This is a genomic window from Glutamicibacter sp. FR1, from assembly GCF_047300825.1.
GTDB lineage: Bacteria > Actinomycetota > Actinomycetes > Actinomycetales > Micrococcaceae > Glutamicibacter > Glutamicibacter nicotianae.
In genome coordinates this window covers 2,266,060-2,291,657 of sequence record NZ_CP178602.1, presented here as the reverse complement: position 1 = coordinate 2,291,657, position 25,598 = coordinate 2,266,060, and the positions used below count along the sequence as shown (strand labels likewise).

General features: G+C 63.7%; 20 protein-coding genes. 11 read left to right on the top strand and 9 right to left on the bottom strand.

The window, feature by feature from the left end; translation table 11 throughout:
- Positions 1 to 16: 16 nt before the first annotated feature.
- The 5 genes from ACLQ8T_RS10975 to ACLQ8T_RS10955 form a co-directional block, all read right to left on the bottom strand.
- Positions 17 to 1,672, bottom strand: a complete 1,656-nt coding sequence (locus ACLQ8T_RS10975) for a DEAD/DEAH box helicase (RefSeq protein WP_413454649.1) — start codon at positions 1,670 to 1,672, stop codon at positions 17 to 19.
- A 226-nt stretch (positions 1,673 to 1,898) separates the two neighbouring features.
- Positions 1,899 to 3,353, bottom strand: a complete 1,455-nt coding sequence (locus ACLQ8T_RS10970; protein ID WP_413454648.1) for an RNB domain-containing ribonuclease — start codon at positions 3,351 to 3,353, stop codon at positions 1,899 to 1,901.
- A 121-nt stretch (positions 3,354 to 3,474) separates the two neighbouring features.
- Positions 3,475 to 3,696, bottom strand: a complete 222-nt coding sequence (locus ACLQ8T_RS10965; protein ID WP_038990596.1) for a DUF3107 domain-containing protein — start codon at positions 3,694 to 3,696, stop codon at positions 3,475 to 3,477.
- 64 nt (positions 3,697 to 3,760) lie between these two features.
- Complete coding sequence (locus ACLQ8T_RS10960; protein WP_413454647.1) at positions 3,761 to 4,384, bottom strand: TetR/AcrR family transcriptional regulator; 624 nt, start codon at positions 4,382 to 4,384, stop codon at positions 3,761 to 3,763.
- Between the two features lie 138 nt (positions 4,385 to 4,522).
- Positions 4,523 to 5,842 carry a glutamyl-tRNA reductase gene (locus tag ACLQ8T_RS10955; protein WP_413454646.1) on the bottom strand — a complete coding sequence of 440 codons (1,320 nt, stop codon included), beginning with the start codon at positions 5,840 to 5,842 and terminating at the stop codon, positions 4,523 to 4,525.
- Between the two features lie 148 nt (positions 5,843 to 5,990).
- Here ACLQ8T_RS10955 and hemE point away from each other — a divergent pair, with 148 nt between their 5' ends.
- The 8 genes from hemE to hemL all read left to right on the top strand — a co-directional run bounded on the left by hemE (position 5,991) and on the right by hemL (position 14,858).
- Entirely contained in the window at positions 5,991 to 7,046 is a 1,056-nt protein-coding gene (gene hemE, locus ACLQ8T_RS10950) for a uroporphyrinogen decarboxylase (protein WP_413454645.1), read from the top strand.
- A gap of 106 nt (positions 7,047 to 7,152) precedes the next feature.
- Positions 7,153 to 8,745 (top strand): protoporphyrinogen oxidase, encoded by a 1,593-nt coding sequence (gene hemG / locus ACLQ8T_RS10945; protein WP_413454644.1) that lies wholly within the window; start codon positions 7,153 to 7,155, stop codon positions 8,743 to 8,745.
- Positions 8,746 to 8,837: 92 nt separating this feature from the next.
- Entirely contained in the window at positions 8,838 to 9,524 is a 687-nt protein-coding gene (hemQ, locus tag ACLQ8T_RS10940) for a hydrogen peroxide-dependent heme synthase (protein ID WP_204723288.1), read from the top strand.
- On the top strand, positions 9,521 to 10,726 hold the full coding sequence (locus tag ACLQ8T_RS10935; protein WP_413454643.1) for a ferrochelatase: 1,206 nt from the start codon (positions 9,521 to 9,523) through the stop codon (positions 10,724 to 10,726). The genes hemQ and ACLQ8T_RS10935 overlap by 4 nt, the downstream gene beginning before the upstream one ends.
- Positions 10,723 to 11,697 (top strand): hydroxymethylbilane synthase, encoded by a 975-nt coding sequence (hemC, locus tag ACLQ8T_RS10930; RefSeq protein WP_413454642.1) that lies wholly within the window; start codon positions 10,723 to 10,725, stop codon positions 11,695 to 11,697. Before ACLQ8T_RS10935 ends, hemC begins: the two co-directional genes overlap by 4 nt.
- A gap of 9 nt (positions 11,698 to 11,706) precedes the next feature.
- Positions 11,707 to 12,531: a uroporphyrinogen-III synthase gene (locus ACLQ8T_RS10925; protein WP_413454641.1), complete on the top strand. Its 825-nt coding sequence runs from the start codon at positions 11,707 to 11,709 to the stop codon at positions 12,529 to 12,531.
- Between the two features lie 31 nt (positions 12,532 to 12,562).
- Entirely contained in the window at positions 12,563 to 13,546 is a 984-nt protein-coding gene (gene hemB, locus ACLQ8T_RS10920; protein WP_413454640.1) for a porphobilinogen synthase, read from the top strand.
- 4 nt (positions 13,547 to 13,550) lie between these two features.
- On the top strand, positions 13,551 to 14,858 hold the full coding sequence (gene hemL, locus ACLQ8T_RS10915) for a glutamate-1-semialdehyde 2,1-aminomutase (protein WP_413454639.1): 1,308 nt from the start codon (positions 13,551 to 13,553) through the stop codon (positions 14,856 to 14,858).
- A gap of 185 nt (positions 14,859 to 15,043) precedes the next feature.
- Here the strand turns inward: hemL and ACLQ8T_RS10910 are convergent, their stop codons facing one another.
- From ACLQ8T_RS10910 to ACLQ8T_RS10895, 4 genes are all read right to left on the bottom strand, one after another.
- The gene (locus tag ACLQ8T_RS10910) at positions 15,044 to 15,892 is read right to left on the bottom strand and encodes a MetQ/NlpA family ABC transporter substrate-binding protein (RefSeq protein WP_141356723.1); all 849 of its coding nucleotides are present in this window, start codon (positions 15,890 to 15,892) and stop codon (positions 15,044 to 15,046) included.
- Between the two features lie 102 nt (positions 15,893 to 15,994).
- Entirely contained in the window at positions 15,995 to 16,660 is a 666-nt protein-coding gene (locus tag ACLQ8T_RS10905) for a methionine ABC transporter permease (RefSeq protein WP_073705979.1), read from the bottom strand.
- 3 nt (positions 16,661 to 16,663) lie between these two features.
- Positions 16,664 to 17,656 carry an ATP-binding cassette domain-containing protein gene (locus tag ACLQ8T_RS10900; RefSeq protein ID WP_204722509.1) on the bottom strand — a complete coding sequence of 331 codons (993 nt, stop codon included), beginning with the start codon at positions 17,654 to 17,656 and terminating at the stop codon, positions 16,664 to 16,666.
- Positions 17,657 to 17,902: 246 nt separating this feature from the next.
- Entirely contained in the window at positions 17,903 to 18,586 is a 684-nt protein-coding gene (locus ACLQ8T_RS10895; RefSeq protein WP_204722508.1) for a 3'-5' exonuclease, read from the bottom strand.
- 88 nt (positions 18,587 to 18,674) lie between these two features.
- Between ACLQ8T_RS10895 and ACLQ8T_RS10890 the strand changes: the two genes are divergently transcribed.
- From ACLQ8T_RS10890 to ACLQ8T_RS10880, 3 genes are read left to right on the top strand one after another with little or no spacing between them, the layout of a single operon-like run.
- Complete coding sequence (locus ACLQ8T_RS10890; protein ID WP_204722507.1) at positions 18,675 to 19,064, top strand: MGMT family protein; 390 nt, start codon at positions 18,675 to 18,677, stop codon at positions 19,062 to 19,064.
- A complete protein-coding gene (locus ACLQ8T_RS10885; RefSeq protein ID WP_413454638.1) occupies positions 19,061 to 22,273 on the top strand; it encodes an ATP-dependent helicase in 3,213 nt (1,070 codons plus the stop codon). The genes ACLQ8T_RS10890 and ACLQ8T_RS10885 overlap by 4 nt, the downstream gene beginning before the upstream one ends.
- Positions 22,270 to 25,587 carry an ATP-dependent helicase gene (locus ACLQ8T_RS10880; RefSeq protein ID WP_413454637.1) on the top strand — a complete coding sequence of 1,106 codons (3,318 nt, stop codon included), beginning with the start codon at positions 22,270 to 22,272 and terminating at the stop codon, positions 25,585 to 25,587. The genes ACLQ8T_RS10885 and ACLQ8T_RS10880 overlap by 4 nt, the downstream gene beginning before the upstream one ends.
- Positions 25,588 to 25,598: the final 11 nt, after the last annotated feature.

The window sequence follows — 25,598 nt, the reverse complement described above, 5'->3', positions numbered from 1 at the left end:
GCCGGTTGGACTGGAATCAGTCCTGGCCGCCTGCTTCGGTGCTGCGGGTGCGGCGGCGCGGACGGCGGCGGCGTGCCGGTGCTGAGCCCTCGGCCGCTGCCTGCTCCTCGCCGGCCACATGCGTTTCGCGGTGGCGCTCGTTTTCGCGTGCCGGACGATCCTGCTTGCCCTTGGAGTGGCCGTGGCGTGCGCCGTCCTGCTCGGCACCGGAGCCCTGCCCGCCGCGCTGGCGCGTCTGCACGCCGTTCACGGTGCGGGTACGGGTGCGGGAATTGCTGCGGCGGCGCGGGGTACGCGCTGATTCCTCGCGGCGCGGGGAACCGTCGCCCTCGGCGGCGGCGGTCTTCTTGGCACGCTGCAGCCGGCCCTTGGTGCCCTTGGGGATATCCAGGTCGGTGAAGAAGTGCGGCGACGAGGAGTAGGTTTCCACCGGCTCGGGAACGTTCAGGCCAAGCGCCTTGTTGATCAGCGACCAGCGCGGCACCGAGTCCCAGTCCACGAAGGTCACCGCGGTGCCGGTGTTGCCGGCACGGCCGGTGCGGCCCACGCGGTGCAGGTAGGTGTTCTCGTCATCAGGGCACTGCAGGTTGACCACGTGGGTGACGTCATCCACGTCGATGCCGCGGGCTGCGACGTCGGTGGCGACCAGGATGTCGACCTTGCCCGAGCGGAAGGCCTTCAACGCCTGCTCGCGGGCGCCCTGGCCCAGATCGCCATGCAGCGAACCGGCGTTGAAGCCGCGGTCCACCAGCTCATCGGACAGCTTGGCAGCCGAGCGCTTGGTCTGGGTGAAGATGATGGTCTTGCCGCGGCCCTCGGCCTGCAGCAGGCGTGCTACCATCTCGTCCTTGTCCATGTTGTGCGCACGGTAGACCAGCTGGCGGATATTGCGCTTGGTCAGAGAATCGTCATCGCCCGGATCCTGGGCGCGGATGTGCGTAGGGCGGGTCATGTAGCGGCGGGCCATGGTGATCACGGCGCCGGGCATGGTGGCCGAGAACAGCATCGCCTGGCGTACCGGCGGCAGTGCGGCCAGGATGCGCTCGACATCCGGCAGGAAGCCGAGGTCCAGCATCTCGTCGGCCTCGTCCAGCACCACGGTGCGCACCTGCTTGAGGTTCAGCACGCGCTGGCGGTTCAGGTCGATCAGGCGGCCCGGGGTGCCGACCACTACGTCGGTGCCGGCCTTCAGCGCGGCAATCTGCTCTTCGTAGGGGCGCCCGCCGTAGATGGTGGTGATCGAGATGTTCGAGTGCTTCGAGGCCTGGGCCAAATCGGCGCCGACCTGGATGGCCAGCTCGCGGGTCGGGGCGACGATCAAGGCCTGTGGGGCACCGGGGAATTCAAGATCCGCGTAGCCCTTGTCGCCCTCGCGGATCACGCGCTGCAAGGCAGGAATGCCGAAGCCCAGGGTCTTGCCGGTACCGGTCTTGGCCTGGCCGATGATGTCGTTTCCGCCCAGGGCAACTGGCAGGGTCAAGGACTGGATGGGGAAGGGGTACTCGATCCCGGCTTCCGAGAGCGAAGCAACAATGTCTTCGCGAACGTTCAGATCGGCAAAGCTCTGCTTGGCTGGCTCTGCGGCGGTTGGTTCGTTGTCTTGTGGTTCGGCAGCTGCTGCCGAAAGCGTCGTGTCAGTCACGATGTCCGTGTTCTCATTTCTTGCGGGCACGGCACCTGCTCCATTCCGGCTTTCAAAAAGCCATGAGCATGCAGGGTACCGCGCGAATCCAGCGGAGCCGATCGCTGCTTTCACGTCAGGCGCCTTGGCCAGGCACCTGCGGGATGGCGACCGCTGGGAAGTCGCCATAAAACTGTTTCATCTATCAGCCCATTGCGATCGGGCATCCTAATTGCTAATAGGCCAAGCATAACCGGTTTTGCCCTGAAACCCGGGCTTAGGAGTCCGAAGCCACGATTTCGAAGCTGATCTTGCGTACTTCTGGATCGGCCTGCACCAGCTTCACGCGCACCAAGGTGCCTGGCTGGGCGGATCCGGTGAAGGATCCGGTAATCGGTTCATCTGCCAGCTGGAGGACTCCGGGACGAATCTTGCCGTCCTCTTTCTGCTCAGCGGACTTCAGCACGATGGCCTGGAATTCTTCCCCGACCCGTGTCTTGAGCACATAGGCTTCGAGCAGGTCAACGGCCGCATTGTTCACCCGGTTGGCGGCAATGCTGCTGCTGCGCATCAGCCCGGGCAGTTCCTCCAATGCCGAAGTGAGCTTTGCCGGGAGCGGCTGGCCGGTGGACAGGAGATGGCAGGTGAGCAGCACGAAGCGGTCCACCAGGCGGCGTAGCGGAGCGGTGGTGTGCGCGTAGGGTGCTGCCAGTGCCGCCTGGATGAGTTCTTCCTCGGGCTGCCCATTGATGACCTGGTAGTCCGCGCCGCGGAACAGGGCAGCGGCGCGATGCATGATGACCAGCTGCTTCGGGTCGCTGACATCCAATGCATGCAGGTACTGCCCATAGCTGAGCGATTCATCCCACGGGGTGCCGAGCAACTGGGTTTGGGTGCGGAATTCGCGCTGGTCTGCCTCATCCGGGGCAGGCATGGTGCGCAAGATGCCCACGCCGGCTTTGAGCATGATGCGGGCCGCGGCGATGCCGGTGAGCAGAGAAATCTGCGCGTTGTGGCCTTCCAGTGGCAGGGGAGTGCGGCTGACCAGCTTGTAGCCCTCGCCGGCTTCCTCGATTTCCTGATCCGGCAGGTTCAGCGAGGCGCCACCGCGCAGTTGCTCCTGGCGCAGGCGGGCCGCGCCGATTTCGGCGAGCAGCTCGAGCTGCTCATCGGGTTCTCCCGAATCCAGTCGTGCCTGGGCCGAGGCGTAGTCCAGCTGCGCCCTGGAACGGATGCGCGCGCGGCGCAGTTCAACGTCGCCGAGGGCACCATCAGCGTCCAGGTAGATTTTCCAGTGGAAGGCCGGACGTTCCTTGCCCGGCAGCAGCGAGCCCTGGTCCTCGGAAATCAGCGGCGGGTGCAAGGTGATCTTGCGGTGCGGCAGATAGTAGGTCTGGCCGCGTTGGCGGGCCACCGCATCAAGCTGGCTGCCCAGGGCAACGAAGGCTGGCACGTCGGCGATGGCGTAGTGCACTGTGTAGCCGTCGCTGTGCCGTTCAAGGAACATCGCCTGGTCGAGATCGGTAGCGCCGGGCGGATCAATGGTGAAGAAGGGGAGGCTGGTCGCGTCCTGGTCGGGGAGCTGCATTTGGGCTACCGCCTGCTCCGCGGCTTCCAAAGTCTGCTCGTCGAAAGGCGCCGGCACCTCGAACTCCGCTTCCAGGCCGAGCAGTAGCTGGGCTAACGAGTTGGCGGGAACCGGGCGGGGGCTGCGGATTCTTCGTTCAGTCACACCCTAGGAATATCACGACTCGGTGACTCGAATCACTATTTGGGCAAAGAAATAGCCGGTTTCGCATTCGGGCGAAACCGGCAACCAGCTGCCAAGGCAGGGCCTTGGCGAGCCGCAAGCGCTACTGTGCGAAGCCGACGCGGCGGACTTCTTCCGGGCCAACCTCAACGTAGGCGATGCCAGCGGAAGGCACCAAGACCTCGCGGCCCTTTGGATCCTTCAGTGCCAGAACGGTTCCGTCGGCGATAGCCTTCGCTACCAGCTCGTTGACTTCGGCGTTGCTCAGCTCGGAGTCAAGCACTACTTCGCGGGCTACATTCTGAATGCCAATGCGGATTTCCATGTTTGTCGCAGATCCTCTCGAACGAAATAGGTGTCCCGTGTGGGGCCTCTAGTCACTAATCTAGCTAGTTTTCCTTCGGGAACTGCGAAATTCCGCGCCAAGCTAAAAGGGAGATCAGCTCGACAGCCGCCTCCTGGTCCACCGAGGACTCGCTGGTGGCCCAGTAGCGAGCCGAAACCTGGGAGAGCCCGGCCAGTGCCCGGCCTGCCAGCAGGCCCTCGTCCTCGCTCATATCGGTATCCTCGACCACTACGCGGGCGATAGAGGAAGCCAACGAGCTGTTGAACTGCTCGATGCGATGGGCGATCAGCGGATCGGAGAGGACATCGGATTCGAAGATCAGGCGGTAGGCCTGGGATTCGCCCTTGATGTAGCTGTAGTACGTGTTGATGGTGGCGAAGACACGCTCGCGGTTGTCATTCGTGGAGCGGATCGCTTCATCGAGCTGCCGGCTGAAGTCGGCCAGGTGGGAATCGAGCAAGGCGAGATACAGCTCGCGCTTGCCGGGGAAGTGCTGGTAGAGGACCGGCTTGGAGACCAAAGCGACTTCAGCAATTTCGTCCATCGACGCGCCATGATAGCCATGGGCCACGAAAACCTGGTGCGCTGCCTGCAGCAGCTGGCGCCGACGCGCTTCACGTGGCATCCGTTGCGGGCGGGTGCCTTTGATATTTTCGAGTTCCGTCATGTCGAATGGGGCCTTTCCAGCTGCAGAGTGATCAGCTCCCAAGTCATCGAAGGAATTGTCGGGAGACTAATCTACTTGGAAGTAGTATTCCATGCTTCTGTGCGGAAAGTGGAAAAATCCAGCGGGAAATCAGATTTTCTACGCTGATTTGACTTCAGGCGCGGCAGGGCAGTTGCCCTGAGCCTGCATTGGATCCGATTTTTCGGCAACGGGCTGGTCAAGTTCCAAGCCGTAGAGCGTTTCCAAGGCCGCAACATACTCGCTGGTGCGGCCTTCGCCTGCCAGCTCGCGGGCGCGCATGGTAGGCACGTGCAGCAGCTGGCGCACCATGCGGCGCATGGCCAGTTCCACTTCCTCGGCGGCGGCGCTGCAGCCGTGCTGTGCGCGGACTTTGGCGATTTCCGCATCCAATACGCTCTTGGTGTGCTGGCGCAGGGCGACAATCGCAAAGTCCGCTTCGCGTTCCCGCTGGGCTGCGGCGAACTCAGCGGTGGCTTTCTTGACGATCCGGCTCGCAGCGTGGACGGCCATCACCTGTTCGGTCGGGGCCGCCATGCGCACCGATTCCAAGGTGATCAGCTCGACATCCGGCAGTTCCGCCAGGGTCGGGTCGAAGTCGTGGGTGAGCGCCATGTCGATGGCTATCAGCGGGTGCTTCTCAACGCGCAGGGCTTCGAGTTCTTCGCGGGCCAGCTGGTGTCCGCCTCCGGAGCAGCCAACGATGATGTCTGCTTCGCGCAGCGCCTGCGGCAGCAATTCGTCGTTCAGCGGGAAACCGCCGCGCTTGGCGGTGAAATCTGCGGCGCGTCCGGAATGCGAGTAGACCGAGATGCGCTGGACGCCGCGTTCCTTGAGCAGCGCCATCGTGGCGCCAGCGTAGGAACCGGTGCCGAAGAGCACGACGTCTTGTTCGGACCAGTCGCTGGCTTCATCGCGCAGCTCTTCGGCCAGATCGAGGGCTACCGAAACCACGGACTTGCCCTGGGTGCCGAGATCGGTAGTCGAACCGACATCCTTGGCCGCGCGGGTGGCGTTCTGGAACAGCCGGGTGAGGTTGCTGGTCGTGGTCTTTTCCTGCTGCGCCTGGGTCAGCGCGCGGCGCACCTGCCCGGCGATTTCGCGTTCGCCGACCACGGCAGAGTCCAGGCCGGCGCCGACGGAGAAGAGGTGCTCGATGACCGGGTCGCCTTCCAGCGTGGTCAGGCGGCGGGACAGGAATTCGGGGGAGAGGCCTGCGCTGGCGGCCAGCTCGCTGACCAGATGATCCGCAGCGTCCTCCACATGGTCCACGTCCGCGTAGACTTCGAAGCGGTTGCACGTAGCAAGCACGACGGCACCATTGATAGCTGCCGAACCGTTAACGGAGGCAGCTGCCAGCCCATCGGCCGAAGCACTGATTTGTGCCACGGTCTCCAGATCGAGCTGCGAATGCGATGCGACGAGAGATAAGAAAACCACAGTGACCCCAGAATAGGCCGGAAAATACCGGTAGACAACGCAGGTGTGCCTAATATGGCATGCTTCCGCTGGGTTAGTTTGCTCACCTTCACCTGCGGGCGAACGCCGTAAATGGGCTTTTAATCCCAAGACTTGGCAGAATTGGGGCATGACCCTGTCGCAGAACCATCCGCTGATTGATGGACGTACCCGAGATTCCGCTTTGATCCAAGCCTTGACCGGCAAGAAGCCGTCGCATCACCCGGTGTGGTTCATGCGCCAGGCTGGCCGCTCGCTGCCTGAGTACCTGAAGCTGCGCGAAGGGGTGAGCATGCTCGACTCCTGCCTGGATCCAGCCATGGCCAGCGAGATCACCCTGCAGCCGGTGCGTCGCCACAAGGTGGACGCTGGCATCTTCTTCTCGGACATCGTCATCCCGCTGCGCCTGGCAGGCATCGGCGTGGACATCGTGCCAGGAGTCGGCCCGGTACTGGACACCCCGATCCGCACCATGGAACAGGTCGCCGCGCTTCCGGAGCTGACCGACGAGTCGCTGGAACCGATCCGCGAAGCGGTGCGCCTGACCGTGGCAGAGCTGGGCAAGACCCCGCTGATCGGCTTCGCCGGCGCCCCGTTCACCGTGGCCGCCTACATGGTCGAGGGCAAGCCGAGCCGAGACCACCTGGGCCCGCGCACCATGATGCACACCGACGCGGAGGTCTGGGACGGTCTGATGACCTGGGCCGCCAACGCCTCAGGCAAGTTCCTGCGCGCACAGGTCGAGGCCGGCGCCTCGGCCGCCCAGCTCTTCGACTCGTGGGCCGGGTCGCTGTCGCTGCCGGACTACCAGAAGCATGTCGCCCCGTACTCGGTGAAGTCCCTGGACTACGTCCGCGATCTGGGCGTGCCGCTGATCCACTTCGGCACCGGAACCGGCGAGCTGCTGACCGCGATGCGCGATGCGGGCGTGGATACAGTCGGCGTGGATTACCGCATCCCGCTTGAAACGGCGATCGAGCGTTTGGGCCAAGGCGTTTCGGTGCAGGGCAATATCGACCCGGCCCTGCTGGCAGCCCCGTGGGAAGTCCTCGAAGCGCACGTGCGCGAGGTGGTTGCGGCCGGCAAGAAGGCCCGCGGCCACGTGGTGAACCTGGGCCACGGTGTTCCCCCGACCACCGACCCAACCGTGCTGACCCGTGTGGTCGAGCTCATTCACTCGCTGTAATTCAACAGGTCTAAGCTAGGTTTAACGCCGTGTCCCACTGGCTCTCGACGCCACGGCCGGAGGGGCAGGGCCTCGGCATATCGTGAAGGTGGAAGGTGCAAGGCACGTGAGCAAGGAACAACGCAATGCGCGCGCAGGGGAATCAGCAAAAGCCACCGGTGCATCCAAGCCGCGACGGGACATAGCCAACGATGCCGCGGCGCACGCCTTGCGCCTGCTGGAAAAGGTGCGCAACGCCAGCGAAGCACGCCTAGCGAAAACCGGATCGGCCCACCAGGCGGAAAAGCCATGGGCCCCGCATGCAGTAGTGGTCGGCGGCGGCATTGCCGGGCTGGTCGCCGCCCGTGAACTTCGCCAGACCGGACACGAAGTAACCGTGCTGGAAGCAACCGGGAGCTTCGGCGGCTGCGTGCGCACCGCCGAAGTCGCCGGGCTGGCCATCGATGCCGGCGCGGAATCCTTCGCGCTGCGCGGAGGCATTGTTGCCTCGTACCTCGACGAGCTGGAGTTGGGCGGTCAGATCGCCAAGACCTCAGGAGCGCGGGCCTGGCTCGTCCAGGGCGAGGACCAGGACATCCTGGCCCACCCGATGCCTGAAACCGCCTTGCTGGGCATCCCGGGCAATGTGCGCACCGACGAGGTGCGCTCGATCATCGGCCGGCCCGCCACCGTGCGCGCCGCTGCGGACCTGATCACTCCAATGAACAAGAAGTGGGCCAACGAGCCGCTGTCCATTGCCGAAGTAGTCCGTTCCCGCATGGGCCAAGCGGTGCTGGACCAGCTGGTGGCCCCGGTCATCAACGGGGTCTATTCCACCGACCCCGCCAACATTTCCATTGACGCCGCTGCCCCAGGCCTGCGCCAAGCCATGCTGGAGACCGGTTCGCTGGCGCGCGCCGTCACCAAGCTGCAGGAATCGGCGCCGGCAGGCTCCCGAGTCGCCGGCCTGAACGGCGGCATGTACACCATGGTCGAAGCCCTGGTTTCCCAGCTGGGGGAGGCAGGCGTGGCGCTGGTGCGCAATTCACCGGTCACCGCGGTGTGCCACGACGCGCAGTCGCCAAGCCCGTACACGGTCAGCACCCTGGGCCAGGAACTGCACGCGGACCGGGTGGTCCTGGCAACGCCCGCGGAACAGGCACTTGCGCTGCTGAACCCGCTGCTGGCACCCGAAGACCAGCTGGCCAGCGAAGGCGGCGACAATGCCATCGCGTTGGCGATCCTGGTGGTCGACAAGCCTGAGCTCGACGACGCCCCGCGCGGGTCTGGCGTGCTGGTCGCCAAGGACGCCCCGCTGACCGCCAAGGCGCTGACGCACTCAACGGGCAAGTGGCCATGGCTCGCGGAGGAGGCAGGGCCCGGCACCCACGTGCTGCGCCTGTCCTTCGGGCGCATCGGCGAACATGAGGAACTTGTCGAATCCGGGAATGACTCGGCTCTCGTCGAACAGGCAATCAAAGACGCTTCAAAGATTCTCGGTGTTCAATTGCACCTAGATGATGTCTTGGGAAGCACCGTTTCACGCTTCAGTGACATGGTTCCGCTGCAGGGCCAGGCTGCTGCCGCGCGCCGCGGCCAGCTGCAGCGAAGCCTGTCGGACTTCGAAGGGCTCGATGTGGTTGGCGCATGGATCGCCGGCACCGGATTGGCACGAGTGATCAGCCAAGCCCGCAGTGCCGTCGCGATCAGCGCCCGCTAACCGCGCCCGGGACAACCAACCTGGACTTTTGTCCGAAACCAGATCAAGGAGAATATCAAGTGAGCAACGCACCGGAGCATAATTCCCCAGTTATTCGCGAACGCGAAAACGCAGGAGAAAACCCGACGTTCTTCTACACTCTCTGGACCATTTTCAAGCGTTCCGACATCGTGGAGCGTTCCGAGGCGGCTGCCGCTGAATTCGATGCACTGGTCTCCGAGCTGGCCGCCGAAGGCGCCACCGTACGCGGCATCTACGACGTATCGGCCATGCGCGAAGACGCTGACCTGATGTTCTGGGTGCACGGGCCATCGGCCCAGCTGCTCCAGGCTTCGATGCGCAAGATCCGCCGTTCGGCTCTGCTGGCAGGCACCGAGATCGTGTACTCCACCATGGCAGTGCACCGCGAAGCAGAATTCGCCAAGGACCACTCGCCGGCGTTCGCCCGCGGGGTGGCAGCCAAGGAATGGATGACCGTCTATCCGTTCGTGCGCTCCACCGAGTGGTACACCCTGGACCCGGCGGCCCGCGGCAAGATGCTGCGCGACCACGGCATCCTGGGCCGCGAATTCCCCAACGTGCTGGCCAACACCGTCGCCGCGTTCTCCTTCGGCGACTACGAATGGCAGATCTGCCTGGAAGCCGATGACATGATCGACCTGGTCGACATGATGCGCCACCTGCGCTACACCGAGGCCCGCCACCACGTGCGTGAGGAGACTCCGTTCTACACCGGCCGCCGCATTTCGGCAGCCGAAGCGCTCGAGGTGCTGAAGTGAGCCAGGCCTTCGATCCCCGCGAGGGATATGACAGCAACGGCCAGATGATTCCCAAGGCCTACGAGGCCATCCTGCTGGCATCCTTCGGCGGCCCGGAGGGGCAGGATGATGTCATCCCGTTCCTGCGCAAGGTCACCGCGGGCCGCGGCATCCCGGATGAGCGGCTGGAAGAAGTGGCGGTGCACTACCGCAAGAATGGCGGCGTCTCGCCCATCAACGCGCAGAACCGCGCGCTGAAGGCAGCGCTGGAAGCCGAACTTGAAGCCCGCGGCATCGACCTGCCGATCTACTGGGGCAACCGCAACTGGCATCCGTTCATCGACGACACACTCAAGGCGCTGGCAGCCGACGGCCACCGCAAGGTGCTGCTCATGGGCACCGGCGCATACTCCGGCTATTCGGCCTGCCGCCAGTACCGCGAGGATGCCGGCATGGGCCTGGTCAACACCGGCCTGGACGGCGTGGTGGAAGTGGACAAGCTACGCCAGTTCTTCGACACCCCTGCCTTCATTGCTCCTTTCGTCGATTCCTTGCGCACCTCGCTGGCCAACGTGCGCGCCCAGCTGGCCGAAGCAGGCAAGGAAGACGGGGCGATCAAGATCGTCTTCGTCACCCACTCCATTCCGATGTCCGATGCCGAGGCCGCTGGGCCCGAAGGCATCCGGGGCGAGGGATACGAGAATCTCTACACCCGCCAGCACCAGGCGGTAGCCAACGGCATCCTGTCCCAGGTGGAAGAAGCCCAGGGACTGGAGCACAGCCTGGTCTACCAGTCCCGCTCCGGGGCACCGCATGTGCCATGGCTGGAACCGGATATCAACGACGCGCTGGAAGAAGATGCCGCAGCCGGCATCGCCGGTGTCGTGGTGGTGCCCATCGGCTTCATCTCCGATCACATGGAAGTCATATGGGATCTGGATACCGAAGCCAAGGACACCTGCGCGGAACTGGGCCTGGCCTTTGACCGTGTCGCCACCCCTGGCACCCATCCTGCGTTCATCTCCGGCCTGGTCGATCTGGTCGAAGAACGCCTCGCCGGTCCCGATGGCAAGGCCCTGCGCGACGGACGCTCCTCGGTGGTCAAGGGCGGCCCATGGTTCGACGTCTGCCGGCCGGGCTGCTGCGAGAAGCGCGCGCTGGATGGAACCCTGCGCCCGACCATCGGAGCCGTCGACTCGGAAGTAGGTGTGCCGGCACCATGAGCGAAGATTTCCGCGTAGGAACCCGCGGCAGCGCGCTGGCAACCACCCAGACCGGTTGGGCTGCCCAGCAGCTGGCCGAGATCTCGGGCCTGGAGGTGCAGACCGTGCTGGTCAAGACCGAAGGCGATGTGGTGACCGGTTCGCTGGCCACCCTCGGCGGCACCGGGGTCTTCGCCGCCGCGTTGCGCCAGCACCTCCTGGATTCCGGGTGCGACCTGGCAGTGCATTCGCTCAAGGACCTGCCCACCGCGCAGCCCGAGGGCCTGGTGCTGGCCGCCATCCCGCCGCGGGAGGACGTGCGCGATGCGTTGTGCTCGCGCGACTCGCTGGGCTTGGACCAGCTGCCGCAGGGCGCGAAGATCGGTACGGGTTCGCCGCGCCGCGCCGCCCAGCTGCTGGCCTACCGCAGCGATTTGCAGATCGTCGATATCCGCGGCAATGTCCCCACCCGCTTGGGACGAGTCAAGGGTGTCGGGGAGACCTTGGATGACGGCAGCGTGGGACGCGGCACCCAGGGCGACCTGGACGCGGTGATCCTGGCGGCAGCCGGCATGCGCCGGTTGGGCTTGGAGAAGCACATCACCGAGTACCTGGATCCTGCCATCATGCTGCCAGCTCCGGGCCAAGGCGCGTTGGCGCTGGAAACCCGTACCGCCGGTTCCGGCCACAAGGCACTGGATGCGGCGTTGGCGCAGTTCGACGATGCCGCCACCCGCATGCAGGTCGAGGCCGAACGCGCGCTGCTGGCTGAACTGGAAGCCGGGTGTGCCGCCCCGATTGGCGCCTTGGCGCATATCGAGGGCGATGAGCTGGTCCTCGAAGCCGTGGCCTGCAACCCCGATGGCTCGCAGACCATGCGCCGCAGCGCCCGCACCGCGGCCAGCTCTGTTCAATCGGCGCAGCAGCTGGGCCGTTCGCTGGCGCAGTCGATGATCGCTGACGGCGCGGCCGTCGTCGCCGGACTGGCCTAGTCCCGGCAGATGGCCTACCAAGCACTGATCCTGCGCAACCCGGAACGCGCCGCGGCCACCGTGCAGGAATTCGAGCAGCTGGGCATCACCTCATGGTGTGCCCAGCTGATCGATACCGTCTGGCCCGAGAACCGCAGCCAGCTGCACCGCATGGGCGAAGAACTGGTGGCCGGCCGCTTCAGCTGGCTGGTGCTCACCTCGGTGAATACGGTCCATGTTGTTGCACAGGTGCTGGATGGCCGGCAGCTTCCCGCAGATCTGCGGATTGCTTCGGTAGGCCAGAAGACCACCGGCGCAATTTCCCGGCTGCTGGGCCGGTCGGTGCACTTCCAGCCGGCCGAGCAGTCTGCGGCCGGGATGGTGGCCGAATGGCGCCTGGAAGCAGGGGAGCGGATCTGCTATCCGCATGGGGATCTGGCCAGTTCCACGCTGGCTGACGGGCTGGCCGAGCATCCGGTCGAGGTCAGCGAATGCATCGCCTATGAAACCGTTGATGCCGGCCGTGGCGGCCAGCCGGTCACCGAAGCCGTAGCCGTCCCGGGGATCAAGATCCTGCCGGCGGAGCAGATCGGTGCCACACTGGAAGAGCTGGACCTGGTGGTCTTCTCGGCCCCGAGCGTGGTTCGCCGCTTCATCCAGCTGGCAGGCAGCCGCTTGCCGTCCCGGACGCAGGCCATCGCCATCGGCAAGCCGACGGCCGCGGCCATGGAACGCGCCGGGCTGCCCGTGCATGCGATTTCCGCGCAGCCCACGCCGCAGGGCCTGGCCCGTGCGGCCCAAGATTTGCTCCGGCGCACCGGTCCTTCCGGTGCCGCGGAGCGTACCGCAGAATAAGAAGATATTGAGAACTGGAGAAAGAGGAGCCATGGGTTTCCCTCAGCATCGCCCGCGCCGGTTGCGGCAGAATCCTGCGATCCGCCGTCTGGTGGCCGAAAACGAGCTTTCGGGCCGGCAGCTGATCCTGCCCGCCTTCGTGCGCGAAGGGCTGAGCCAGCCCAACGAGATCACCTCCATGCCCGGGGTCTACCAGCACACCATGGATTCGCTGAAGGCGGCCGCTAGCAACGCGGCCGAACTCGGGCTGGGCGGCATCATGCTCTTCGGCATCCCCGAGGAACGCGATGAGAACGGCTCGGCCGGAATCGACCCGCAGGGCATCCTGAACCAGGGCATCGCCGCGGTGCGCGCCGAAGTGGGGGACGAACTGGTGGTCATGTCCGACGTGTGCCTGGATGAATTCACCTCGCACGGCCACTGCGGCGTGCTCGACGAGCACGGCATCGTGGCCAATGACGCCACCCTTGAAATCTATGGCCAGATGGCCGTGGCGCAGGCCGAGGCTGGCGCCCACGTGCTGGGTCCCTCCGGCATGATGGACGGCCAGATCGGCGTCATCCGCCAGGCCCTGGACACTGCCGGACGCCAGGACGTCTCGATTCTCGCCTACAGCGCCAAGTACGCCAGCGCCTTCTACGGCCCCTTCCGCGAAGCCGTGGACTCCCAGCTGGTGGGGGACCGCCGGACCTACCAGATGGATTCGGCCAACCGGAGCGAAGCAGTGCTGGAAGCAGAGCTCGATATTGCCGAGGGAGCCGACATGATCATGGTCAAGCCGGCCATGAGCTACCTGGACATCGTGCGCGACATTGCCGACATCTCCCCGGTTCCCGTCTCCGCCTACCAGATTTCCGGTGAGTACTCGATGATCGAGGCCGCCGCGGCCAACGGCTGGATCGACCGCAAGGCCTCCGTGCTCGAATCGCTGCTGTCGATCAGGCGCGCCGGTGCCCAGCAGATCCTCACCTACTATGCAGCCGAAGTTGCCGGCTGGCTCAAGGAAGGCAAGTAATAGTATGTCGAACTCTGAAAAGCTCTTCGCCGAGGCCCGCGAGGTCATGCCCGGCGGCGTGAATTCCCCGGTGCGTGCCTTCGGCTCGGTCGGCGGCGTCCCTCCATTCATGGTCGGCGCCAAGGGCGCGTACCTGACCGATGCCGACGGCAAGGAATATGTCGACCTGGTCTGCTCGTGGGGTCCGGCACTGCTGGGCCACGCCCACCCGGAAATCCAGGCAGCCGTGCACGCGGCCGTGGACCGCGGCCTGTCCTTCGGCGCATCCACCCCGGATGAGGCCAAGCTCGGCGCGCTGATCAAGTCCCGCATGGGCGGGGTGGACCGCGTGCGTATGGTCTCCACCGGCACCGAAGCCACCATGACCGCGGTGCGCCTGGCTCGTGGCTACACCGGCCGCGACCTGGTCATCAAGTTCTCCGGCTGCTACCACGGCCACCTCGACGGCCTGCTGGCCGACGCGGGCTCAGGTGTTGCCACCCTGGCCCTGCCGGGTTCCGCCGGGGTCACCGCAGCCACGGCAGCAGAGACCCTGGTACTGCCCTACAACGACCGCTCGGCCATCGAGGCAGCCTTCGCTGAGCACGGTGCGAACATCGCCGCGGTGATCACCGAATCGGCTCCGTGCAACATGGGTGTTGTCGTTCCAGAAGACGGCTTCAACAAGTTCCTGAAGGAGACCACCGCCAAGCACGGCGCACTGCTGATCCTCGACGAGGTGCTCACCGGCTTCCGCGCATCTTCCTCGGGCTACTGGGGTTTGACCGGAAAGGAAGAGGGCTGGAACGCGGACCTCTACACCTTCGGCAAGGTCATCGGAGGCGGCCTGCCTACCGCTGCCTTAGGCGGACGTGCCGAGGTCATGGACTACCTCGCTCCGCTGGGCCCGGTCTACCAGGCCGGCACCCTGTCGGGCAACCCGGTGGCCATGGCCGCCGGCATCGCCCAGCTGACCCACGCCACCGAGGACGTCTACGCGCACCTGACCAAGCAGTCCGAGGCGCTGCAGACCGCGATCACCGAGTCCTTCAACGCCGCAGGCCTGGATCACTCGATCCAGCGCGCAGGCACCTTGTTCTCGGTAGCCTTCGGCACCTCCGAGAAGGGCGTGCATAACTACGCCGATGCGCAGGGACAGGAAGTGTTCCGCTACGCACCGTTCTTCCACTCGATGCTGGACTCCGGTATTTACCTGCCGCCTAGCGTCTTCGAGGCATGGTTCGTCTCGGCAGCCCATGATGATGCGGCGATGGAGAAGATCTTCGCTGCCCTTCCAGCAGCGGCCCAAGCTGCTGCGGCCGCTACGGCTTGATCGCAGTCACCGGAACAAAAGGCTAGGCCTGGCAGGCACCGCACGGTGCCTGCCAGGCCTAGCCTTTTAATTATCGCTGTTCCATCCCGGACAACGGCGGGAAACGCGACTGCCCGAGCTCCTTGCAAGGAACTCGGGCAGTCGCGGATCACGCAGGGACTACGCCCCGTGGCTGGAAAACCGGATTAGAAAGCGGCGATAACGCTGCCGTCGGTCCAGGTCTTCTCGATGTAGTCGCGGACCTCATCGGAGTGCAGCAGCTCTTCGAGCTTCGCAATTGCAGGAGTTTCTTCACCGTCGCGCCAGGTCAGGAAGTTGGCGTTCGGGTTGTTCTCACCGGATTCCTGGGCAAGAATTTCGTCCTTGTTCAGCTTCGCCTGGACGATGAAGTTGCCGTTGATGACAGCCAGGCCGATGGAGTCATCGGACTTGTAGTACTGGACGACCTGCTCTGCGTTGGCGTCAGTGATTTCCAAGTTCAGCGGGTTCTTGTCCTTGTTGCCATTCACCGTCAGCAGGGAGTCGTCATCGCTGAGGTTCTGCAGCAGGCCAGCTTCTTCCAGTACACGCATGCCGCGGATCTGGTTCACCGGGTCGTTGTTCAGCAGCACCTTGGTGCCCTCGGCGACATCCTTCGGGTCCTGGAACTTCTTCGAGAAGACGGTCATCGGTTCCACGTGCACGCCCGCGCCGTGCGCGAACTCGTAGCCCTTTTCCTTCATTTCGGTAGCCAGGTAGGCCTCGGTCTGGAAGTAGTTGGCATCCAGCGAGCCGTCGGCAAGTCCGGTGTTCGGGGTGACGTAGTCGTCGATTTCCATGACGTCCAGGTCGATGCCGGCATCCTTGGCCAGATTCTCATCGATGAAGTTCAGGATGTCTGCCTGCGGGACCGGGCTGGCGCCCACCTTGATCACCGTAGGGTTTGCTGGATCCAAGGTAGCTGCGGTGTCTGCAGTTGGTTCGCTGCTGCCGCAAGCGGCCAGGGCGAATGCGGTGGCGACACCGGTGATGGCGAGTGCGAGTTTCTTGCGCATAACTTGTCTTTCCTTAGGTAGAGCCGTGAGGCACAAGGCGAGTGGTTTGCCGTGTCCTCAGCGATTCGACGGCTCCGCCGGATCAACCGGCGGAAGTTCTAATTAGCGGTGATCAACCTTGCGGGCAATGGCATCGCCGATTACTTGCACCAGCTGGACCATGATCACGATAATCACGATGGTCGCGAGCATGATGGGCATGTTGTAGCGGACGTAGCCGTAGTTGTAGGCCAGACGGCCCAAGCCGCCGCCCCCTACCAGGCCGGCCATGGCGGAGTACCCGATCAGGGTCACCATGGTGGTGGTGACCGCCGAGATGATGCCGGGCATGGCCTCTGGAACCAGGACCTTGCGAATGGTTTGCAGCTTCGTCGAGCCCATGACCAGTGCGGCATCAACCTTGCCGCTATTGACATCGCGCAGGGCGGTTTCCACCAGGCGGGCAAAGAACGGGATGGTGCCGATAGTCAATGACACGGAGGCGGCGATCGGGCCCAGCGCGGTGCCGATGAGCATCGCGGCGAATGGGATCAGGGCAACCATCAGGATGGCGAATGGGATGGAACGGGTGATGTTCACGATCACCGTGGAGAGAATCGCGTTCAGCCAGCGCACGGGCGCCAGTCCGCCCTTGCCGGTCACATGCAGCAAAATGCCCAGCAGAAGGCCGATGACGACGGTGATCACACCAGAAATCACTACCATCTGCAGGGTTTCGACGGTCGCTTGGCCAACGGCCTTGAGCACGGTGGGGGTGAAGAAATCCATTGCTTACTTGGCTCCCTTCACGGTGACGGCGATGCCGCCGGACTTCAGGTGGTTCACGATTGCCTCCAGGTCCGCGTCGGGAGCCAGTTGCAGGCGAAGGTGCGCGTACTGCTGCTGGCCGAGCTGCTCAACGGATCCAGCCAAGACATTGACATCGGTGTTGAACATGCGCGAAATGGAAGAGATGACCGGCTGGGTCGCCTGGTCGCCGGTGTAGAGCAGGTCGAGGATCGGGCCCTCGCCTTCCACACGCGGTGCATCGCCCGGAAGCGGGAGCAAAGTGGAAGCCAGGCTTCCTGCGGCGTTGGTAATGACCTGCTCGATGTTGCCGTGCTCCACGATCTTGCCGGCTTCAAGCAGCGAGACGGAATCGCAGGCCTGCTTCACGACATGCATTTCGTGGGTAATGATCAGCACGGTGATATTCAATCGATCGCGCAGCTTCTTGACCAAATCGAGAATTTCGTCGGTGGTCTTCGGATCCAAGGCACTGGTTGGCTCATCGCAGAGCAGGACATCCGGATCAGTTGCCAACGCCCGGGCGATGCCCACGCGCTGGCGCTGGCCACCGGATAGCTGGGATGGGTAGCCCTTGGCGAACTTGGACAGCCCCACGAGCTCCAGTAGTTCGGCGACCTTGGCGTCGATTTCCGCCTTGGCCGTGCCGACAAGCTCCAGCGGGTAGGCCACGTTCTGCTCGGTGGTGCGCGAATCGAAGAGGTTCGCGTGCTGGAACACCATGCCAATTCGACGCCGCGCGTTCCGCAACTCGTCGGGGCTGACGTTGGTCAGCTCCTTGCCGTTAACGGCGACGGTGCCGGAGGTGGGCTTGTCGAGCAAGGTCAAGCAGCGGACGAGAGTGGATTTACCCGCTCCGGAGTGTCCGACAATGCCATGAATTTTCCCGGTAGGGACTTCAAGGCTGACACCATCAAGGGCAACAACATCTTTGCCGTCTTGCTGGTAGACCTTGCGTAGGTCACTAACTGTGATCACTAGGCGTGTTCCTTCAGATTCTCATAGGGTGTAGAGAGTACCCTCTATTGAACCACTATCGAACAAAATCGCCCGAATCAAGGGAAAACCTCGGTCAAGATTCTTAGTATGAGGACTTAGTAGGCAAGCCTTCGAATATAATTTGCTGAATTGTGACAGAAAATGAACGATTGACTTCCACATAGTGGTCACCGCACCCAGCGAGACCTACGTGAAGTGGCACACAGTAAGCAGAATCTCTCGAGGTTACGATTCCGTGATGGGCCACGCACCATCGACAACCGCTTCGGGCTTCGTCTTGCGCAGGTACTCCTGGAAACTTTCGGCCTGCTCTTTCGCCCAGCCAATCTGCCAGCCGTGCAGGACCATCGGATCCACTTGCAACTGCGGGTAGCGTTCTCCCAGCTGGCGGGCGACCTCGACGCAGGCGATGGCATCAGCCAGAGACGTGTGCGCGTTTTCAAGGACTACACCGTAGAACTCGCATGCCGCAGCCAGGGTGCGCTTGCCCTTGCGGAATTTGTCGACCTGCTTGTCAATGATGAACGGATCGATCACATTGCCCGGGAAGAACGGTTCAAGGTCGTAGCGAACGGCTTCGCTATAGAGCACCGAAAAATCATAAGAAGCGTTGAATGCAACAATCGGCGCTTGCTCAGAGGCGAACTTCAGCAAATTCAAGATCTCCTGCACCGACTGTTTCGCCGGGGCGCCTTCGGCACGAGCCTTCTCGGTAGAGATTCCGTGAACTGCGGCTGCAGCCTCCGGGATCTCGACCCCGGGGTTCACCAGCCACTCGCGGTTGTTCACCACCTTGCCCTCAGCGTCGAGCAGCACCACCGAAGCGGTCACGATGCGAGCCGTATCGGTATCAACGCCAGTAGTTTCCAGATCAAAGCCAATCGCCAGGCCCTTATGCCATTCAGTCATGGATACAACGCTACAGCCAACGCATGACAGGACAACCCCGCGCATTGCGTGTTGTGGAGGACTGCAAGCTAATTGGCAGAATAGGGCTATGACATCTGACGCAGCCGAAAAGCCTCTGGACTATTCCGAGGCGGTGCATCGACTCGCGGCGATGGTCCCCGCCGGTGCGGTGATCAGCTACAAGGACGTAGCGGAACTACTCGGTAGCGGGGGAGCACGCCAGGCCGGCAAAGCGATGGCCAGCGCTCCGGCCGGGACGCCGTGGTGGCGGATCATCCGTTCCAACGGTTCCCTGACCGAGGCACTTGCCGAAGCGGCGGAACAGCACTGGATTTCCGAAGGGCTGGCCGTGCCAGGCCGGCACGTGAACATGACCAAAAACCGCTGGAACCCCAGCGAAACGGCCTGGGGAAAAATAGATGCTCTTCGTTCCGCGCTGGGCAACCCCAAAATGTCCGAGATGGATGATCAACTATGAGTATGGAAGAAACCCGAACCCAGTCCCGAGAGGACACCGCCAAGCTGCGCGGCTACCTGCATTCGGTGAAAAGCCCGGTGCTGGTCACCGGGGCGCCGGGTACGGGAAAAACCAGCCTACTCATCGATACCGCGGTTGCGCACCTGGACACCGGCCTTGACCCGCAGTCCCTGCTGATCATCGGCCCAACTCGACTGACCGCAGCCTCGATCCGCGACGAGCTCAGCCGCCGAGCCGAGCGGACCTTCACCGAACCGGTAGTCCGCACCTGGTCGGCCTATGCCTTCGACTTGATCCGCCGCGCCCGCGTCGAAGGACTCTTGCCCCAGCTTGAACGGGTTCCCCGGCTGCTCTCCGGACCGGAACAGGACACACTGATCGGGCACCTGCTGGAAGGGCATGCCGCGGGGCTCACCGAAGGGCCGCCGTGGCCAAGCGAGCTGGCGCTGGCAGTGGAGACTCGCGGCTTCCGCAAGGAGATCCGCGAGTTCTTCGACCGTGTCTCCGAGCTCGGATTGGAACCTGCCGACATCGCTGACCTCGGCCAGAAAGCCAACCGTCCCGAATGGCACGCTGCGGCACTGTTCTACCAGGAATACCGCGACCTGCTGGATTTGGGCAGCGCCGAGGCATTCGACCCGGCCGGGCTGATTACCCGTGCGGCGGAAATCCTGGAAGACAACGAGGCGTTCCTGCACGCAGAGCAGGATCGGCTGGCCCTGATCCTCGTGGACGACCTGCAAGAAGCCACCCTGTCGCAGCACCGCTTGCTGGCGCTGCTCGGCAAGGACCGCGCGCTGGTTGCCTTCGCGGCACCCGACAGCGTAGTCCAGGGATTCCGCGGTGCACGCACCGATGAATTGCACCGTTTTGCGCAGAATTACGCGAGCACTGGCGAAGCAACGAGCCTTGAATTGACCCATGGTTATCGCATGTCTGGACCGATCACCGAGGCCTGGCAACGCATCGTCAGTCGCATACCGCTGGCAGCAGGCTTGAGCGGACGGGCCATCGAGTCGATGAATACCCCGGAGCATGCGCTCTGCGAGTCGTTGGTCTTCGAGAATTCCACCCTGGAAGAACGGTTCATCGCCCAGCGGATCGTGCAGCTGAACCTCTACGAAAACCGCAGCCTCGCAGATATCGCGATCGTGGTGCGCAACGGTTCGCAGGTGCGATCCTTCAGTCGCTTTCTCGAGGGCCAGGGAATCGGCGTGCAAGTGCCACCGGCTGAAATCCCATTAAAGGACGAGGGCGCGGTCCGCCCTCTGCTTGACCTGTTGTCTTTGGCATTCAGCGATTCCGTCGCCGACGATCCGCTGCTGATGCAGAACCTGCTGCTCTCGCGCTACGGGATGAGCACCGCCTTGGAAATCCGGCGTATCCGCCAGCTTTTGCGCCAGCAGGAAGCCGCGGCAGGAGGCCGCCGCTCCAGCCAGGAACTGCTTGAAGCCTGCCTGCGTGAACCGGCAATGGCCGAGAATTTGGGAAAGCCGGGGTACGGGCTGCAGCGCCTGTTGAAAATGTACGCTGCCCTGCAAGCGGAACTGGCCAGCGGAACCGCTACACCCGAAACAGCGCTCTGGGCGATGTGGGAAGCTTCGGGCCGTGAAAAAGCCTGGCGCGATGAGGCCCTGGCGGCTGGTACTGCCGCCCGCCGGGCAGATCATGACCTGGACGCTGTCCTGTCCCTGTTCCAAGCCGCAGAACGTTTCGTGGACCAGCTTCCCGGAGCCAGCGTCCAGCAGTTCATTGGGCACATCCTGCACCAGGAACTGCCCATGGACTCATTGGCCACCCGTGCCGCCGGTGGCCAAACCGTCACGGTGCTCACCACCGCGGCAGCCGCAGGAAAGCAGTGGCCGGTGGTGTTCATTCCCGGGCTGCAGGAGGGCTCCTGGCCTAACCTGCGGCTTCGCGGCGAGCTGCTCGGTTCCAACGCGCTCGCTGATGCCGCCGAGCACGGCATTAATTTCCTGGCCACTCGAACGCCAATGCATCTGGTGCGCCAAATCCGCAACGACGAATTGCGCTCCTTCAGCAATGCCGTCTCCCGTGCCGCCGACCAGCTGATCTGCACTGCGGTGGACAACGAGGACAGCCAGCCATCCTCCTTCCTGGACCTGGTCGAGCCGCCGGGGCCAGAAGGCAGAAAGCCCACTGCGGTTCCGCGCATCCGCTCGCTTCCGACCCTGGTGGCTGAGCTGCGCAGCACCGCCGAAAGTGCCAAGGCGGCAAGCCTCGGGGCAGTGCCGGCCCCGGACGATGCCGATGCGCAGAGCCTGTACTACGATGCCGCTCATGTGCTGGGGCGCCTGGCACTCGCGCAACCTCCTGTGCGCGGAGCGCATCCCGACTCCTGGTGGGGACTGCGCGAGCTGTCCACCCAAGGCCCGGTGATTCCGGAGGGCCAGCCCCGGAGGGTATCGCCGTCCAAGGTGGAAACCCTGGTCAAATCTCCACTGAACTGGTTCGTGCAAAGCGCCGGCGGCACCGCCGCCCACGATTTCGCTGCTTCCTTGGGCAGCCTGATCCACTCCATTGTCGAAGAGCACCCCGAGGCCAGCGGACACGAATATGAGCAGATCCTCCAGCAGCGCTGGCCCGAATTGGAAAAACTGGAAAACTGGGAAGGTCAACGGGACTTCGACCGTGCCAACGCCATGCTCAAGAAATTCGCCGCCTACTGCATCACCATGCGCCAGGAAGGACGCGCATTGGTGGCCCGGGAAATGCCATTCCAGCTGGAGGTGCCCGCCCCTGGCGGCACGCAGATCCAGCTTCGGGGAATCATTGACCGAGTGGAAGCCGGCGCCGACGGCAAGGTGCGGGTCGTGGACCTGAAAACCGGGTCCACCGCGCCAACCAAGGACGCGACCTTGGAGCACCCGCAGCTGGGCGTCTACCAAACCGCGATCCAGCTGGGCGCCTTGCAAGAGCACGAGGAAACTGCAGGGCTTTCCGACGAGCCGGCCGGAGCGTCCTTGGTCTACGTGGGTACCAGCACCAAGAACGCCTCGGTGCGAGAGCAACCCTCCATCGGCGAAGCGGACTGGGCCCGCACGCTCATCTTCGAAGCCGCCGCCCTGATGGGCAACAGCGAATTCATCACTCGGCACGTTTCGGGAGCCGCCGGGATCCTCGGCAACTGCACGCTGCCTGAAATCTGCCCGTTATGCGCCCAAGGACGACAGGTCACCGAACCATGAGCAATATCAGATTCACCCCGGAAGAGCTCTCAGCAGCGCTCGGCGAGCAATTCCCGCCCACCGCCCAACAGGCCGAAATTGTCGCCGCGCCGCTGGAACCCATGCTGGTCATCGCAGGCGCCGGCTCGGGCAAGACCAAGACCATGGCGGACAAAGTCGTCTGGCTGGTTGCCAACCAGCTGGTCAGACCGGAAGAAATCCTCGGCGTGACCTTCACCCGAAAGGCCGCGGGAGAGCTGTCGGTCCGCATCCGCGCCAAGATCGCCCAATTGGTGTCCACCGGGCTGCTCAGTGCCGAAGAAACCCGCGACTTCCTGGATCCTGCGGTATCCACCTACCACTCCTACGCCAACACGCTGGTCCAGGACCATGGGCTGCGACTTGGCATTGAGGAAGACAGCGCCTTGCTGGGTGCGGCCCAGTCTTGGCAGGTGGCGCACTCGGTGCTGGAAAGGTACACCGGCAATTACGAGCATCTGAATAGCGCCACGAGCACGTTGATTGATGCCATCGTCTCCTTCAGTTCCGAAGCATCCGAGCACCTGGTCACCGCACCACAGGCGCACCAGTGGATCGATCAGCTGGTGGCACGCCTGCGTAGCCTGCCGATGGACGCAGAAAAGCCGAAGAAGCCGACCCAGGCAGCCCTCAAGCTCATCGACAAGCTGGCCTCGCGTGCCACCATCGCCGAGCTTGCAGAGGAGTACGCACAGGAAAAGAAGCGTCTGGGCGTGATGGACTATGGCGATTTGGTCGCCCACGCGGCGCGTATCGCCCAAGAGGTGCCGGCGGCCGCGCTCGCCGAACGGGTGAGCCACAAGGTGGTGCTGCTCGATGAATTCCAAGACACCTCGCACGCGCAGATGGTGCTCTTCTCGCAACTCTACGGCGAGGGCCATCCGGTCACCGCAGTAGGCGATCCCAACCAGTCCATCTACGGATTCCGCGGGGCCAGTGCCGGACAGCTGTTCCGCTTCCCCGAGGTCTTCCCGATTGCCAGGGGCACCGGCCGGGAAGTTGCCCGCGTCAAGCATCTGACTATCGCATGGCGCAACACCGTGAACGTGCTCGCCGCGGCGAATAGCATCACCGCAGGCGGGCCGCAGCATCAGGGGCCGGTCTCGGTCAAGCCATTGGATTCCTCGGCGCATGCCAAGCCCGGACGGGTGGTGCTCAACCGCTGCGCCACGGTGCGCGAAGAGGCGGAAGCCATTGCCGACATGATTGTTGCCGAGAACCGGTCATCTGCCGAGCCGAAAACCAGTGCAGTGCTCTCGCGCAATCGCACCCAGTTGACCATCATGGGCGAAGTGCTCGCTGAACGCGGCATCAAGTACCAGCTCGTGGGACTTTCGGGATTGCTCAGCACCCCTGAGCTCACTGACCTGGTCGCATGCCTGCACGTGCTGGTGGACCCGCTGCGCTCGGATAAGCTCATGCGCCTGCTGGCCGGAGCCCGCTGGCGCCTGGGCGCCTCCGACCTGATGGCTTTCGCTGATTGGTCCCGCCAGCTGGAACGGCGACGGGCCCGCGGCCTGCAGCCTGATCCGGCAGAAGGCGAAGAAACGCCAAGCCCGGACGAAGCAGCCGCTGAAGCTGCCCGCGCCGAACTCAACGATGCGGCAAGCCTCGTCGAAGCCTTGGACTTCTTGCCCAAGGAAGGATGGAGAAGCAATGAAGGACGGAGCATCAGCGCAGCCGGCTACGAACGGCTGATTGCCCTGCGCGATGAACTGGCAAGCCTCCGGCTGCTGGCCAATGATGACCTGGAGACCCTGATTCGCGAGACCGAACGCGCCATGAACCTGGACATCGAGGTGGCAGCCCGCCCGTGGATTACCCGCGACAAGGCACGGGCCAATCTCGATGCCTTCGCCGATGTGGTGCGCGAATACTGCCGCAATGCGCCACGTGTCGAGCTGGCTGGATTCCTGATGTGGCTGGAACAGGCCGCCGAAAAGGAAAAAGGGCTCCCGTTGCCCAGCGAAGATGCGGATCCAGCCGCTGTCCAATTGCTGACGGTCCACGCTTCCAAGGGATTGGAATGGGACATCGTGGCGGTGATGACCCTGAACGAAGGGGTGTTCCCGGGTGCCAAGTCGGATCGCTGGACCAGCGGCGACAAGGCGCTGCCCTGGGAAATCCGTGGCGATGCCCGCGACCTGCCTCAATGGGACACCGAGCAGCCGGCCCTGAAGGAGCTGCTGGAAGCCGAATCGATCTTCAAGGACCAGGTCGAGGACCACCATATTGCCGAGGAACGCCGCCTGGCCTATGTCGCGGTAACCCGTGCCAAGTCCTTGCTGATTTGCAGCAGCAGCGTCTGGACGAGCACTCGGACCAAGCCCACCGAGGCTTCGGAATTCTTCAACTGCCTGCTTCCGCTGGCCGAAGGCGAAGACCCCCAGGCTGAAATCGGCGTCTGGGTGAAGGATGAGGAAGCTCCCGAGCAAAACCCGAGCACGTTGACACCCTTGGAAGCGCTGTGGCCCTACGACCCGTTGGAAGGTCCCGTGGTCACCGGGGGAGTGCAGAAGACTCCCTACCCGTACTCACGCCGCGAAATCATTGCGGATGTGGCGGAGGATCTTGAATCCATTCCAGCCGACTATGAGCCGTTGACCGGTATTGGCCAGCAGTGGGCTGAAGAAGCGGAGAAACTTCTTGGCCAGCGCGCGTTCCTGGCTGCGCGTGAACGCAGCATCGAGGTACCAGAGCATGTGCGAGCGTCGTTGTTCGTCGAGCTGGCCGAAGATCCGGTGGGCGTACTCGAAAACCTTCGGCGCCCGGTGCCACGTCGCCCAGGCCTGGCGGCACGGCGCGGTACCGCGTTCCATGCCTGGATCGAGGAGTTCTACGAGAAGACCTCCATGCTGGATTTGGGAGACCTGCAGGAACAGGCAGATGGCTATCTTGACGATGCACTGGACCTCGAATCAATGAAGGAAGCGTTCCTGGCCAGCGAATGGTCCAAGCTGCAGCCCGCCTACGTCGAGGTGCCCTTGGAGACCCGTGTGGGTCCGGTCGCTGTGCGTGGCCGCATAGATGCCGTCTTCCAGATGGATGACGGGACCTGGCTGATGCTGGACTGGAAAACCGGCCGGGTTCCCAGCGGTAAGGATTTGAAGAGCAAGCTGGTCCAGCTCGCCGTGTATCGCTTGGGCTGGTCACGACTGCACGGAATCCCGCTGGGGGAGATCAAGGCCGCCTTCTACTATGTGTCGGCGGGCATCACGATCCATGCGGAGCATCTCTCCGATGAGCAAGAACTGGAACAGATGATCAGCAGCGCATTCGAAGGGCTCAACGGCTAGTGGCCGGAGGA

Coding starts and splice junctions, on each gene's coding strand:
- ACLQ8T_RS10880 (WP_413454637.1), top strand. CDS start 22,270: ATGAGCAATATCAGATTCACCCCGGAAGAGCTCTCAGCAGCGCTCGGC.
- ACLQ8T_RS10895 (WP_204722508.1), bottom strand. CDS start 18,586: ATGACTGAATGGCATAAGGGCCTGGCGATTGGCTTTGATCTGGAAACT.
- ACLQ8T_RS10965 (WP_038990596.1), bottom strand. CDS start 3,696: ATGGAAATCCGCATTGGCATTCAGAATGTAGCCCGCGAAGTAGTGCTT.
- hemL (WP_413454639.1), top strand. CDS start 13,551: ATGTCGAACTCTGAAAAGCTCTTCGCCGAGGCCCGCGAGGTCATGCCC.
- hemE (WP_413454645.1), top strand. CDS start 5,991: ATGACCCTGTCGCAGAACCATCCGCTGATTGATGGACGTACCCGAGAT.
- ACLQ8T_RS10885 (WP_413454638.1), top strand. CDS start 19,061: ATGAGTATGGAAGAAACCCGAACCCAGTCCCGAGAGGACACCGCCAAG.
- hemC (WP_413454642.1), top strand. CDS start 10,723: ATGAGCGAAGATTTCCGCGTAGGAACCCGCGGCAGCGCGCTGGCAACC.
- ACLQ8T_RS10890 (WP_204722507.1), top strand. CDS start 18,675: ATGACATCTGACGCAGCCGAAAAGCCTCTGGACTATTCCGAGGCGGTG.
- ACLQ8T_RS10905 (WP_073705979.1), bottom strand. CDS start 16,660: ATGGATTTCTTCACCCCCACCGTGCTCAAGGCCGTTGGCCAAGCGACC.
- ACLQ8T_RS10910 (WP_141356723.1), bottom strand. CDS start 15,892: ATGCGCAAGAAACTCGCACTCGCCATCACCGGTGTCGCCACCGCATTC.
- ACLQ8T_RS10960 (WP_413454647.1), bottom strand. CDS start 4,384: ATGACGGAACTCGAAAATATCAAAGGCACCCGCCCGCAACGGATGCCA.
- ACLQ8T_RS10925 (WP_413454641.1), top strand. CDS start 11,707: ATGGCCTACCAAGCACTGATCCTGCGCAACCCGGAACGCGCCGCGGCC.
- hemB (WP_413454640.1), top strand. CDS start 12,563: ATGGGTTTCCCTCAGCATCGCCCGCGCCGGTTGCGGCAGAATCCTGCG.